Raw genomic sequence first — 14,010 nt, forward strand, 5'->3', positions numbered from 1 at the left:
CCGCGCCCAAGCGGCGCTACACCTGCCCGCGCATGACCTTCGGTGCAAGGGCGACCATCGCATCATATTGCGATAGAAAGACCTGCCCTGTCAGATCATCAAGGAAATGACTGCGCTTCAGCCGGTCCATCACCGGGCCTTTCACCTCGGACAGGTGCAGCTTGATCCCCATGTCGCGCAGGCGGGCGTTGATCGCCTCAAGGCTTTCCAGCGCCGACATGTCGATCTCGTTCACGGCCGAGCACATCAGGATCACATGGCGGATCGGCTGGTCGCAGCTGACCCTTGCGGTCACGTAATCCTCGAGGAAGCGGGCATTGGCGAAATAGAGGCTTTCGTCGATCCTGAGGGTCACCAGCGCGGGATGTGTTTCGACGTCGTGCCGCAGGATATTGCGGAAATGCTGGGTGCCGGGAACCAGGCCCACTTCGGCCACATGCGGGCGCGATGTCTTGTAGAGAAACAGGGCCAGCGACAGGATCACGCCAGCGGACACACCCATTTCGACACCAAGGCCCAAGGTAATGGCGATCGTGGTCGCGACAGCGGCGAAATCGATGCGCGAATAATCCCAGCTGCGTTTCAGGATGCTGAGGTCCACAAGGCTGAGCACGGCCACGATGATCGTCGCCGCCAGCGTGGCCTTGGGCAGGAAATGCAGCAGCGGCGTCAGCATCAGGGCCGCCAGCATGATGCCGATGGCGGTAAAGGCGCCCGCGGCGGGGGTTTCTGCGCCTGCGTCGTAGTTCACCACGGACCGGGCGAAACCCCCGGTCACCGGGTAGCCGCCTGACAGGGCCGAGGCGATATTGGCTGTGCCAAGTCCGACAAGTTCCTGATCCGGGTCGATCCGCTGGCGTTTGCGCGCGGCCAGCGTTTGCGCGACCGAGACGGATTCGACAAACCCGATCACCGAGATCAGCAGCGCCGAGACGAACAGCTGCCCCCAGATATCCATGCCGAAACCGGGCAGGGTGAAGGGTGGAAAGCCGCTCGGGATCGTGCCGACGATGGCAACGCCCCTGTCAGCAAGTCCCAGGGCCCAGGTGGCAAGGGTCGTCACCGCCACTGCGGCCACCGGACCGGCCTTGGCCAACAGATCGGCCGGCCGGGGGCGCAGGCCTGATCGGATCAGCAGGGGCTTCAGCCCCTTGCGGACCCAGAACAGGAAAGCCGTGGTCGTGACGCCGATGACCAGTGTAATCGCGTTCATCTGGTCCAGCTTGCCGGCCAGGTTGTGCAGCAATTCGACCAGCGAATGCCCGCCGCCGCCGATCCCCAGGATGGTGCCGATCTGGCTGGCCGCGATCAGCAGGCCCGAGGCGGTGATGAACCCCGCGATCACCGGATGGGACAGGAAATTCGCCAGAAAGCCCAGGCGGAACAGGCCCATCAGGGTCAGGATCAGCCCCGACATGAAGGCCAGCGTGATGGCCGCCATGGCATATTCGGCCGTCCCCTCCAGCGCCATGTTGCCGACAGCCGCCGCCGTCATCAGCGAGATCACGGCAACCGGGCCGACCGCCAGGGCGCGGCTGGTGCCGAAAATCGCATAGGCCACAAGCGGCAGGATCGAAGCGTACAGCCCCATTTCAGCGGGCAGGCCGGCCAGCAGGGCATAGGCCAGCGATTGCGGGATCAGCATGATCGTCACGATCACGGCGGCCACCGCATCCGATGTCAGGCTGTCCCGGTCATAGCTGCCGGCCCATTGCAGGATGGGAAAGTATCTTGCGACAGGATGGTGTGCCCAGCGTGATTGCGGGCGATGCCGGGTCGGAAATCTTGACATGACAGCGCCATCCCTGCGTTTGATCTGCCCGGATATCGGGCTGTGCAGTCATATATTATGTTCTGAATGTGAATTTCAACCGCCCTTGTGCGTATCCTGCCGTTCATCACGTCCGCTGCGCAGGCCGGATGCCTGCGGGTCCTTTCCGCTGGCTGAAAGCCGGTCAGGCCAAGGAAAAAGTTTTCGCCGGTCTTCGTCGTCAAGGTCGATTGACCTGTGATTTTGGAAAAGCACGGGCGGATAGGCTGTGATTTCCGGGATTACAGGAACTCCACTTATAGGTTGCAAGGGCGCGCTGCGCTAAACTGACGCGGTATCTTTCGATAGATATACCCCGCTGGATCAACAAGCAGGAGGGACAGATGTCTGCAAAACTCATCGTCGGCTACGACGGCAGCGCGGCGTCCGACAGGGCGCTCGACTTTGCCATGGGCCGGGTCAAGCTTCAGGGCGGCACCGTCGTTCTGGTTCACGTGCTGGAGTGGTCGCCCTATTCGTTCCTGACCCCCAGTGAACTGGAGGAGCGGCACAAACGCCGCACAGAAGAGCTGGAGCGCGCCGAGAAAGCCCTCATTGCGCCGGTGCTGGAAAAGGTCCGGGCGCAAGGCATCGAGGCCGAAAGCAAGATCCGTTACGGGCATATCGCCGAGACGATCTGCAACATCGCCACGGAACTGGGGGCGGTGCAGATCGTGATCGGTCGCAATGGTCACACGACCTTGGGCAGCCGGATCTTCGGGTCGGTTGCGGGGCATCTTGCCCAGGCGTCGCCGGTGCCCTGCACCATCGTGCCATGAGCAGCGACAGGAGAAACAGATGACACGGATTTCCCTTTCAACGGCGCAGGCCGTTCTTGCTGCCATGGCAGCCATGTTCCTTTCGTCGGTGCCCGCGCGCGCGCAAACGATCGACGAGACAGTCAACCAGATCTTTGCCGATTCCACCGGCTGGTTTGTCAGTTTCATCTTTGCTTCGATCCCCGGCACATCGATCGCGTGGATCGTGGTCTGGCTGGTGGTGGCGGCAACCGTTTTCACCCTTTATTTCGGGTTCATCCAGTTCCGGGTGATTGGCCATTCGCTGGCCCTTGTCAGCGGCAAATACTCGGACCCCGACGATGCAGGCGAGGTCAGCCATTTCCAGGCGCTTGCCACGGCGCTGTCGGGCACGGTCGGTCTGGGCAATATCGCGGGTGTCGCGGTGGCGGTCAGCATCGGTGGCGCGGGCGCGACCTTCTGGATGATCCTTGCGGGTCTTCTGGGGATGGCATCCAAGTTCACCGAATGCACATTGGGTGTGAAATACCGCAACGAATACCCAGACGGGCGGGTGTCTGGCGGGCCGATGTACTACCTGACCAAGGGCTTTGCGGAACGCGGCCTGCCGGGGGGCAAGTTCCTTGCGGTGCTGTTTTCCATCTTCTGCGTGCTGGGTGCGCTGGGTGGCGGCAACATGTTCCAGGCGAACCAGGCGCATCAGCAGCTGTCCGGCGTGTTCGGTGAATATCCCGGCTGGATCACGGGGGTCGTCTTTGCGGCGATCGTCTTTGCGGTGATCGTGGGCGGGATCAAGTCGATCGCGCGTGTGACCGAAAAGGTCGTGCCATTCATGGGGGTTCTCTATGTCGGCACCGCCTTGGTCATCATCCTGATGAACGCCGATATGGTCGGTTCCGCCTTCGGCCAGATCTTCAACGGGGCCTTTACCGGCAACGGGATCGTGGGTGGCGTCATCGGCGCATTGATCCAGGGCTTCCGCCGGGCGGCCTTTTCCAACGAGGCCGGCGTCGGGTCTGCGGCCATCGCCCATTCGGCGGTGCGCACGAAAGAGCCGATCACCGAAGGTTTCGTGTCGCTGCTCGAGCCGTTCATCGACACGGTGGTGATCTGCACCATGACGGCACTGGTGATCATCATCACGGGCCAGTTGGTGACGGACCCCGAAACCGGGCTTTACGTGATCAACGAGGCCGGGCAGGTGACGACGGCAACCGGCGCGACGGGCGTCGGGCTGACCTCGGCGGCGTTCGAATCCGCCTTTTCGTGGTTCCCCTACATCCTGGTGGTCGCGGTGGTGCTGTTCGCCTTCTCGACCATGCTCAGCTGGTCCTACTACGGGCTGAAGGCCTGGACCTTCATGTTCGGCGAAGGGCAGGTGCAGGAACTGACCTTCAAGGTGATCTTCTGCGTTTTCATCGTGATCGGCGCGGCGGCCAGCCTTGGACCGGTGATCGACTTTTCGGATGCGGCGATCTTTGCCATGGCCGTGGTCAATATCGCGGGTCTCTACTTCTTGATGCCGATCGTGAAGCGCGAGCTTGAAAGCTATCTGCGGCGCCTTAACTCAGGAGAGATAAGGCGGTTCAAGTGACTGTTCTTTATCGGTTGTTCGGTAACGAGTGCAAAAGGCCAGGGTATGACCCTGGCCTTGTTCGTGTGATCCGCGCCGTTGATCAGGCCGCCGCGAAACCGGCATCCAGGGCGGACAGAATCGTGTTCACCTCGGCTTCGGTGATGGTCAGGGGGGGTGACATCAGGATGTTGTGCATCCCCAACCGCACCATCGCGCCCGCCTGGTAGGCGGTCTTGTGAATGCGCTTCATGGTGGGCGTGTCCATGGGCGTCTTCGCGGCCTTGTCGCTGACCAGTTCGATGCCGGTCATCAACCCGTGTCCGCCGCGCACATCACCGATGATGTCATACTTTTCGGCCAGTTTCAGAACGCCCTCGTAAAGCTGCGTCCCGCGCGGCCCGGCATTGGCGGCGGTGTTCAGGCGCTGCGTTTCGGTCAGGCAGGCGATCACGGCGGCAGCGCCCACGGGATGGGCCGAATAGGTGTAGCCGTGGAAAATCGCGCCTTCGCCCGTGGTGTCCTTTTCGAAGACATCCGCGACCTTCTGGTTCACCAGCGTGGCGCCAACCGGGAAATAGCCCGAGGTGATGCCCTTGGCCGTGCTCATCATGTCGGGTTGCACACCCCAATGCCGCGCGCCCGATGCATCGCCGGTGCGTCCGAACCCGGTGATCACCTCGTCCGAGATCATCAGGATGCCGTGGCGGTCACAGATGTCGCGCATCAGTTTCATGAAGCTTTCGTGCGGCACGATCACGCCGCCGGCGCCCTGGATCGGTTCCATGATGAAGGCCGCGATGGTGTTGGCCCCCTGGAATGCGATCTCGTCCTCCATCGCGGCGGCGATGTTCTGGGCCAGTTTCGCGCCATCCGACTCGTTGAACGGGTTGCGATAGGTATAGGGGCTGGGCAGGTGGAAGCAGCCCGGCAGCATCGGCTCGTAATTCAGGCGGAAGCGGTTGTTGCCATTCACCGATGCCCCGCCGAAATGGGTGCCGTGGTAGCCTTTCTTGAGGCTGAGAAACTTGGTCCGTGTCGGCTCTCCGCGCAGGCGGTGATACTGACGCGACAACCGCAGGCAGGTTTCCACCGAATCCGACCCACCCGAGGTGAAGAAGGCGCGCACCATGCCGTCGGCTTCGAAGAATTCGCGCACCATGTAGGAGGCTTCGATCGCGGTCGGGTTGGTTGTACCGCCAAAGGCCGAGTAATAGGGCAGATCGTAAAGCTGCCTGGCGATGGCATCCTTGACCGCATCGTTAGAGTAACCAAGGTTCACGCACCACAGCCCGCCGACGGCATCCACGACCTTGTGGCCGTCGATGTCGACGATATGCACGCCCTCGGCCCCCTTGATGATCGTGGGGGTGTTGTTCTGCAGGTCGCCGGGGTGACCCATCGGATGCCACAGATGGCGGGCATTGTTCTCTTTCAGGAAGTTGTCGTCTTTCATGGGCGCAGCCCTCCGAGTTGCAGCGTGAGAATGATTTGATCAAATCTGGCACCGCCCTGCGCAACTGTCCATAGACAGCAAGGTGACAGCCAGAAGCATCGTTGACAGCTTCAAGACCATGGCACAGGCTTTGCCGCGAAGGATATGGGGAAAGGGCATGCCATGGCGGGATTGATGAAATTCGAGGGGCTGAAATCCGCCGTGGCCGGGGGCACTGTCGACACGGTGTTGGCCTGCATCGTCGACATGCAGGGCCGGTTGCAGGGAAAGCGGTTCGTGGCGCAGCATTTCGTGGACAGCGCCTGGCAGGAAACGCATTGCTGCAACTACCTGCTGGCAACGGATCTGGCGATGGCCACACCTGACGGCTATGCCTCGACCAGTTGGCAGGCGGGTTACGGCGATTACACCATGAAGCCCGATCTTGGCACGATCCGCCCTGTTCCCTGGCTTGAAGGTACGGTGATGGTCCTGTGCGACATCATGGATCATCATGGCCATAACGAGATTTCCCATTCGCCCCGCGCCATGCTGAAGCGGCAGATCCGGCGCGTCGAGGCACTGGGCCTGACCCCGATCATGGCGACAGAGCTGGAGTTTTTCCTGTTCGCCCGGTCCTTCAAGCAGATCGCGGCATCTGGTTTCCGTGACCTGGAACCCATCAGCGACTACAACGAGGATTACAGCATCCTTCAGACCAGCCGCGAAGAACATGTGATGCGGCCCCTGCGCAACCATCTTCATGCGGCAGGCATCCCGGTCGAAAACTCCAAGGGCGAGGCCGAAGCGGGGCAGGAAGAGCTGAACATCCGCTATGCGCCCGCGATGGACACGGCCGATCACCACACCATCGCCAAGCATGCCGCCAAGGAGATCGCGGATCAGCAGGGGCACGCGGCCAGCTTTTTGCCGAAATGGCATCAGGACCGCGTGGGAAGTTCATCCCATGTGCATCAATCGCTCTGGAAGGATGGCGCAAACGCCTTCTTTGACCCAGACGCCGAATTCGGCATGTCCGATCTGATGCGCAAATACATGGCCGGACTGATCCGCTACGCGCCCGACATGACCGTGTTCATGGCCCCCTATATCAACAGCTACAAACGGTTCTCCAAGGCGACATTCGCGCCGACCAAGACGGTCTGGTCGGTGGACAACCGGACCGCAGGCTTCCGCCTGTGCGGCGAGGGCAGCAAGGCGATCCGCGTGGAATGCCGCATCCCCGGTTCGGACATGAACCCCTATGTGGCGATGGCCGCCATGCTGGCCGCCGGTCTGGCCGGGATCGAGGAAGGGCTTGACCTGCAGCGTCCGACCACGGGCGACATCTACCAGGCGGCGCAGGGGGGAGAGATACCCAAGACCCTGCGCGATGCGGTGGACACGCTGCGCCATTCGAAAATGCTGCGGGCCGCGATGGGCGATGATGTGATCGACCACTACACCCGCGCCGCCCTGTGGGAGATCGAAGACTTCGACCGCGTGGTGACCGATTACGAAATCGCCCGTGGCTTTGAGAGGGCCTGACCCCGGATGACCAACATGATCAGATGTATCTCGCCGATCGACGGATCGGTCTATGTCGAACGGCCTGCGCTGTCATTGGATGCTGCACATGCCGCCGCCGCGCGCGCCCGCGCCGCGCAAAAAGCCTGGGCTGCACGCCCCTTGTCAGAGCGGATCGCGCTGGTGCTGAAGGCGGTGGACCAGGTGGGTGCGATGAATGACGTGATCGTGCCCGAACTTGCGCATCAGATGGGCCGGCCCGTGCGCTATGGTGGTGAATTTCGCGGCTTCAACGAGCGTGCGCAATACATGGCCGAGATCGCGCAGACCGCCCTTGCCCCGATCGTTCTGGAAGACAGCGCCGCCTTCCGCCGCCACATCGCGCGCGAGGCGCATGGCGTGGTTCTGGTGATCGCGCCGTGGAACTATCCCTACATGACGGCCATCAACACCGTCGCCCCCGCGCTGATCGCGGGCAATACGGTGGTGCTGAAACATGCGGCCCAAACCCTGAAAGTGGGTGAGCGCATGGCCGAAGCGTTTCACGCCGCAGGCATACCGTCCGATGTGTTCCAGAACATCGTTCTGGATCACGCGACCACATCCGCCCTGATCGGCGCGCGCGCCTTTGATTTCGTGAATTTCACCGGGTCGGTCGAGGGTGGGCGCGCCATTGAACGCGCGGCGGCGGGCACATTCACGGGGCTGGGGCTGGAACTGGGTGGCAAGGACCCCGGCTATGTGATGGAGGATGCCGATCTGGACGCTGCCGTGGACACGCTGATGGATGCGGCGATGTTCAACTCGGGTCAGTGCTGTTGCGGGATCGAACGGATCTATGTGCACGAAAGCCTGTTCGACGCTTTCGTGGAAAAGTCGGTGGCGCTGGTGTCCGGCTACACGCTGGGCAATCCGCTGGAGGCGGAGACCACGCTTGGACCGATGGCGCAAGTACGCTTTGCCGATCTGGTCCGCGCCCAGACCGCCGAGGCCGTGGCAGCGGGTGCGAAGGCCCTGATTGATCCCGCGCTCTTCCCGCAGGACGGTGGCGCCTATCTGATGCCGCAGATCCTTGTGAACGTGGATCATTCCATGCGTGTCATGCGCGAGGAAAGTTTCGGACCCGTGGTCGGCATCATGCCGGTCAAGGATGATGCCGAGGCGCTGCGCCTGATGAACGACAGCGACTATGGATTGACTGCATCGCTCTGGACCGCTGACGTAGACCGCGCCGAACGCTTGGGCGCGCAGATCGAAACCGGCACGGTGTTCCTGAACCGCGCCGATTACCTTGACCCCAGCTTGTGCTGGACAGGCTGCAAGGATACCGGACGCGGCGGCGGGCTGTCGGTGATCGGCTATCACAACCTGACCCGCCCGAAATCATACCACCTGAGGAAACAGCAATGACCCTGCGTGCCAACTGGTCCTATCCGACTGCCATCCGCTTTGGTGCGGGCCGTATCGCCGAACTGGCCGAGGCCTGTGCTGCGGCAGGTATCAAGAAACCCCTGCTTGTGACCGACAAGGGGCTGGCCAGCCTGCCCATTACCGCCGCTGCACTGGACCTGATGGATGCCGCCGGTCTGGGCCGGGCGATGTTTGCGGATGTCGATCCGAACCCGACCGAGATCAACCTAGCCGCCGGTGTTGCCGCCTACAAGGCGGGCGGGCATGACGGGGTCATCGCCTTTGGCGGCGGGTCGGGCCTTGATTTGGGCAAGGCGGTGGCCTTCATGGCCGGACAAACCCGCCCGGTCTGGGATTACGAGGATATCGGCGACTGGTGGACCCGCGCCGATCCTGCCGGGATCGCACCCATCGTGGCCGTGCCGACAACAGCAGGCACCGGGTCCGAGGTGGGCCGCGCCTCTGTCCTGACCAATTCGGTCACGCATGAGAAAAAGATCATCTTTCACCCCAAGATCCTGCCAACGGTCGTGATCTGCGATCCCGAACTGACCGTGGGGATGCCGAAGGCGATCACGGCGGGCACCGGCATGGATGCTTTCGCCCATTGTCTTGAGGCATATTGTTCGCCGCATTTCCATCCGATGAGCGCAGGCATCGCGCTGGAGGGGATGCGACTGGTCAAGGACTTCCTGCCGCGCGCCTATGCGGATGGCACGGATATCGAGGCGCGGGGCCAGATGATGGCGGCAGCGGCGATGGGTGCAGTCGCCTTTCAGAAGGGGCTTGGTGCGATCCATGCGCTCAGCCATCCGATCGGGGCGGTGCATAATACGCATCACGGCACCACGAATGCGGTGGTGATGCAGCCCGTGCTGCGCTTCAACCGCGCCGCGATCGAGGGGCGGATCGCGCAGGCGGCAGCCTATCTTGGTATCGAGGGTGGGTTCGACGGGTTTTTTGCCTTTGTCGGTGAGTTGAACACCACTCTGGGCATTCCCGCCAATCTGACCGCTCTGGGCGTCACGAACCCCGATCTGGCCGCGCTGACCGCATCGGCCCTGCAAGACCCCAGCACCGGCGGCAACCCGGTCGAGATGACGGCGGCGAACACCCGCAAGCTGCTTGAGGATTGCCTCTGACCCGTGGGAAAAACGGAGGCGCGTGTTTTGCGCCCCCGGTCACGTTCCTTTATTCGACGTCTTCCGGCAACACGAGGTTGAGGATGATCGACAGGCCCGCAGCAGGCAGAAGGCCCGAGGTCAGCAGGATCTGAAGCGTCTTTGGCAGATGTTGCAGCGCGGTCGGTTCCAGCTGCAGGCCCAGCCCCACGGACAGCGACACGGCGAAGATCACCATGTTGCGGCGGTTCCACGTGACATCCGACAGCATGTTCACGCCTGCCGCGCAGACCATGCCGAACATCACGATCACACCGCCGCCCAGCACGTTGATCGGCACGGTCGCGATGATGGCCCCGAATTTGGGCACAAGGCCGCAAAGGATCAGGAAGATTGCGCCGATGGTCACGACATGGCGGCTCATGACGCCGGTCATGCTGATCAGGCCGACGTTCTGGCTGAAGGATGTGTTGGGCAATCCGCCGAAGATACCCGCCACGGCCGTGCCGATCCCGTCGGCATAGGTCGCGCCCTGGATTTCGGTATCGGTCGCTTCACGCCCGGCGCCGCCCTTGCAGATGCCCGACACGTCGCCCACCGTTTCGATGGCCGAGATCACGGCCATGAAGCACATGCCGATGATGATGGCGGTGTTGAACTCGACCCCCCATTTGAACGGTGTCGGGAATTCGAACATCGAGGCGCGCGCCACGTTTCCGAAATTCACTTGTCCCATCGCATAGGCCACGGCGTAGCCCGCGATCAGGCCTATCAGGACAGCGGCGACCGACATCATCCCGCGCGTGAAGAACTTGAGCGCGAGGGTGACCACGATCACCACAAGTGCGGGTGTCCACATGGCCAGCGAGCCGAATTCGGGCTTGCCCAAGAGCGGCACGCCACCTGCGGCATACTGGATGCCGACCTTGACCAGCGCGAGACCGATCATCAGCACGATCAGGCCGGTGACCAGCGGTGGCAGGGCAAAGCGCAGCCGCCCGATGAAAGTGCCAAGGAAGGTGTGGAACAGACCGCCGATAATGATGCCGGTCATCAGACCGGCCAGCCCGGCGGTGCCCTGGCCTGCCACGGCGGGGATCATGACCGGCAGAAAGGCGAAGGATGTGCCCTGCACGATGGGCAGTCGCGCACCCACGGGGCCAAAGCCGATGGTCTGGAACAGCGTGGCGATGCCGGCGAACAGCATCGACATCTGGATCATGTAGATCATGTTCGGAAAATCGGGCGAGTTCGAGCCAAAGCCGAAGCCTGCCGCGCCCGCGACGATGATCGCCGGTGTGACGTTCGACACGAACATCGCCAGCACATGCTGGATACCCAGCGGCACGGCCTTGGCCAGTGCGGGTGTATAGTTGGGGTCGCGCAATTCTTCTGCGGTACCCAGCGAGGTGTCAGCCATCCCTGAAGTCTCCTTTTGGTGTGTAGGTGGATTGGCCCTCTTGGCGGGGCCTTGCTGTTCAGCGCGTGATGGTGCGAGGCACCTCAAGCGGGAATTCCTGTAGGTTCGGCGTGGCGCCGATCCGGTCGATGACGGCGAACAGGCCGGGTGCGTGCAGCGGGGTCAGCACGCCATGCCATGTGCCGCGATGCAGGTTGATGCCTTGGCCGGGGGCGGCGATGAAGGCGGCGATCCGGCCCGGCTGGCCCGCGTCATCATCGGCCACGATCACCAGCCATTCGGTCATGCTCATCGGGATGAAGGCCTGCGATCCTTCGGGGTGTCGCTCCAGCAGATCGAGGGTATAGGGCAGGCTGCGGGGCTCGGCCTTGAAGACGCTGATGCCGGCGCGCCCCTCGGGGCCGAAATCCAGCGCTGCGCGGTCATGCCAACGGCCACAGTATCCCTTGTTGATGATCCGGTCGGGCTGACCGTCCGCCTGCAATACGTCACCGTATGACGCGAAATCCTGCGCGGTCAGGGGGCGGGCCGTGATCGTGGTCTGCATATGGGCCTCCTGTGGCGGGGTGACGGTTGGATTTGAGTATTTTGGGAACGATGAAGTGGCGGTCAGAGCGTCAATGAGACGTGGCGGTTCACATCCTTGTAGAGCAGGTAGCGGAAATCCTCGGTTCCGGTGGCGACGCAGGCCTGCGGGCAGAAGGCGCGCAGCCACATGAAATCGCCGGGGCCGACCTCGACCCAGTCGGTGTTCAACAGGTAGCGCGCGGTGCCCTGCAGCACGTAGAGCCCGTGTTCCATCACATGGGTTTCGGCAAAGGGGATCAGGCCGCCGGGCCTGAAGGTCACGATGTTCATATGCATGTCGTGGCGCAGGTCGGTGGGTTCGACGAAACGGGTCGTGCCCCATTTGTCGGTGCCCGGCATCCAGTTGACAGGCGTTTCCTGATCCGAGGTCACGAAGGCCGTGGGATGGTCGACCCCTGGCACGGATTCATAGCGCTTGCGGATCCAGTGGAATTGCAGGGGCACGTCGCCGGGATTGGTCAGCGCCCATGTGCTGCCAGCCGGGATATAGGCATAGCCGCCCGCTGTCAGATCATGCGAGCTGCCGTCGATGGTCAGGCGCATCCGGCCGCTTGCGACAAGGATGGTGCCTTGCGCGGTTGACACTGGTTCTGGCGCATCGCTGCCACCGCCCGGTGAGACCTCGACCGCGTATTGGGCGAAGGTTTCGGCAAACCCTGACAGGGGCCGCGCGATGATCCAGACGCGGGTGCCGGTCCAGCCGGGCAGATAGCTGGTGACGATGTCGCGCATCGTATTGGCCGGGATGAAGGCATAGGCCGTTGTGAAGACGGCCTTGCCATCGGGCATCACGTCCTGTCCGGGCAGGCCGCCGGGGGGAAAGGCATAGGTCACAGCATATCCTCGAGTCTGATGCGCGCGATCCGTTCGACCTGCGCGCAGGCGGTGGCGAATTCGGTGGTGCGGTCGTTGTTCAGCCGTGCCTCGAACGCGGCCAGGATGCTGGCCTTGGTGTTGTCGCGCACGGCGATGATGAAGGGAAAGCCGTGCCGCGCCACATATGCGGTGTTCAGTTCCGTGAACCGCGCGCGTTCCGCATCGGTCAGGGCATCAAGGCCCGCGCTGGCCTGTTCGGCGGTCGATTTGGCGGTCAGCCGTTTTGCGGCGGCCAGTTTGCCCGCCAGATCCGGGTGTGCGGTCAGCACGCCCAGACGCTCGGCCTCGGAGGCAGAGCGGAACATGCGGGCCAGCGCGTTGTGCAAGCCTCCGGGCGTGTCATGGGCGGGGCCAAGCTCCAGTCCCCAGGCGCGTTCCGCAATCCAGGGGGAATGTTCGAAAATGCCGCCGAAGCGAGCCACGAAATCGGCCTTTTCCATCTGGCTGGGACGGATACGCCGCCGGTGCGGATGGGTGGCGGCCCAGTGATGCGCGATGTCGATGCGGCGCGGGCACCAGACGCCATCAAAGCCAGCGATATAGTCGATGAAACGCTTGAGCCCGGCGATCTTGCCCGGCCGTCCGATCAGGCGGCAATGCAGGCCCACGGACATCATCGCGGGGTGGCCATCCGATCCTTCGGCATAGAGCGTGTCGAAGGCATCCTTGAGGTAGTCGAAGAACTGACCGCCGGTGGTATAGCCGGGGGCCGTGGCAAAGCGCATGTCATTGGCTTCGAGAGTGTAGGGGATGATCAACTGGTCGCGATCCCCGACCTCAAGCCAATAGGGCAGATCGTCGTCATAAGTGTCGCTGATCCAGTCGAAACCGCCTTCTTCCGCGACCAGCCGCACGGTATTGGCCGAACAGCGCCCGGTGTACCAGCCACGTGGCCGGGTTCCCACGACTTCGGCATGCAGGCGGATCGCTTCGGCGATGGCGGCGCGTTCCTCGTCCTCGGGCATGTCGCGGTGATCGACCCATTTCAAGCCGTGGCTGGCGATTTCCCAACCGGCGGTCTTCATCGCCTCGACCTGTTCGGGGCTGCGCGCCAGCGCCGAGGCCACGCCGTAAACGGTTACGGGGATCTGCGCGCCCGTGAACAACCGGTGCAGCCGCCAGAAGCCTGCCCGCGCGCCGTATTCATAGATGGATTCCATGTTCCAGTGGCGCATGCCCGGCCATGGTGCGGCACCGGCGATATCGGACAGGAAGGCCTCGGATGCGGCATCGCCATGCAGGATGCAATTCTCGCCGCCCTCTTCGTAGTTCAGCACGAACTGTACCGCGACCTTGGCGCCACCCGGCCATTGGGCTTGCGGCGGCTGTGCGCCATAACCGATCATGTTGCGTGGGTAACGGTTCATCAAGGTCCTCGCATATTCTGGCAAAACTCTATGACAGTCTTGCGCCGATGATTTTCAAGAAATCCGATAAAGAGTTTCCTGACAATCACTGCGCAGCATTTGCCCCTGTCCTGCGCTATGGCTTT

11 protein-coding genes are annotated in these 14,010 nt (G+C 62.7%); 5 read left to right on the plus strand and 6 right to left on the minus strand.

Translation table 11 applies throughout. From position 1 onward, the window contains the following. Positions 1-16: 16 nt before the first annotated feature. Positions 17-1,792 (minus strand): SulP family inorganic anion transporter, encoded by a 1,776-nt coding sequence (locus tag ACMUJL_RS12730; RefSeq protein WP_068290930.1) that lies wholly within the window; start codon positions 1,790-1,792, stop codon positions 17-19. 362 nt (positions 1,793-2,154) lie between these two features. On the opposite strand from ACMUJL_RS12730, the gene ACMUJL_RS12735 reads away from it, so the two are divergent. Beyond that, entirely contained in the window at positions 2,155-2,589 is a 435-nt protein-coding gene (locus ACMUJL_RS12735) for a universal stress protein (RefSeq protein ID WP_068290932.1), read from the plus strand. A gap of 64 nt (positions 2,590-2,653) precedes the next feature. Beyond that, a complete protein-coding gene (locus tag ACMUJL_RS12740; protein ID WP_375573907.1) occupies positions 2,654-4,162 on the plus strand; it encodes an alanine/glycine:cation symporter family protein in 1,509 nt (502 codons plus the stop codon). 82 nt (positions 4,163-4,244) lie between these two features. On the opposite strand, the gene ACMUJL_RS12745 is transcribed toward ACMUJL_RS12740, so the two are convergent. Beyond that, positions 4,245-5,597 (minus strand): aminotransferase class III-fold pyridoxal phosphate-dependent enzyme, encoded by a 1,353-nt coding sequence (locus tag ACMUJL_RS12745; RefSeq protein WP_416914300.1) that lies wholly within the window; start codon positions 5,595-5,597, stop codon positions 4,245-4,247. A 162-nt stretch (positions 5,598-5,759) separates the two neighbouring features. On the opposite strand from ACMUJL_RS12745, the gene ACMUJL_RS12750 reads away from it, so the two are divergent. The 3 genes from ACMUJL_RS12750 to ACMUJL_RS12760 are packed head-to-tail and all read left to right on the plus strand — an operon-like array spanning position 5,760 to position 9,655. Beyond that, positions 5,760-7,124 carry a glutamine synthetase family protein gene (locus tag ACMUJL_RS12750; RefSeq protein ID WP_416914301.1) on the plus strand — a complete coding sequence of 455 codons (1,365 nt, stop codon included), beginning with the start codon at positions 5,760-5,762 and terminating at the stop codon, positions 7,122-7,124. A 15-nt stretch (positions 7,125-7,139) separates the two neighbouring features. Further along, the gene (locus ACMUJL_RS12755) at positions 7,140-8,513 is read left to right on the plus strand and encodes an aldehyde dehydrogenase family protein (RefSeq protein WP_375573905.1); all 1,374 of its coding nucleotides are present in this window, start codon (positions 7,140-7,142) and stop codon (positions 8,511-8,513) included. Further along, positions 8,510-9,655: an iron-containing alcohol dehydrogenase gene (locus tag ACMUJL_RS12760; protein ID WP_375573696.1), complete on the plus strand. Its 1,146-nt coding sequence runs from the start codon at positions 8,510-8,512 to the stop codon at positions 9,653-9,655. The genes ACMUJL_RS12755 and ACMUJL_RS12760 overlap by 4 nt, the downstream gene beginning before the upstream one ends. Before the next feature lie 49 nt (positions 9,656-9,704). On the opposite strand, the gene ACMUJL_RS12765 is transcribed toward ACMUJL_RS12760, so the two are convergent. From ACMUJL_RS12765 to puuE, 4 genes are all read right to left on the minus strand, one after another. Beyond that, entirely contained in the window at positions 9,705-11,054 is a 1,350-nt protein-coding gene (locus tag ACMUJL_RS12765; protein WP_068290939.1) for a uracil-xanthine permease family protein, read from the minus strand. 58 nt (positions 11,055-11,112) lie between these two features. Beyond that, positions 11,113-11,601, minus strand: coding sequence for an ureidoglycolate lyase (locus ACMUJL_RS12770; protein WP_375573694.1), 489 nt, complete (start codon positions 11,599-11,601; stop codon positions 11,113-11,115). A gap of 62 nt (positions 11,602-11,663) precedes the next feature. Continuing rightward, on the minus strand, positions 11,664-12,476 hold the full coding sequence (locus tag ACMUJL_RS12775; protein WP_375573692.1) for a bifunctional allantoicase/(S)-ureidoglycine aminohydrolase: 813 nt from the start codon (positions 12,474-12,476) through the stop codon (positions 11,664-11,666). Beyond that, complete coding sequence (puuE, locus tag ACMUJL_RS12780; protein WP_416914302.1) at positions 12,473-13,885, minus strand: allantoinase PuuE; 1,413 nt, start codon at positions 13,883-13,885, stop codon at positions 12,473-12,475. The genes ACMUJL_RS12775 and puuE overlap by 4 nt, the downstream gene beginning before the upstream one ends. Between the last annotated feature and the right edge of the window lie 125 nt (positions 13,886-14,010).

It is taken from the genome of Seohaeicola sp. (assembly GCF_048006315.1).
GTDB lineage: Bacteria > Pseudomonadota > Alphaproteobacteria > Rhodobacterales > Rhodobacteraceae > Seohaeicola.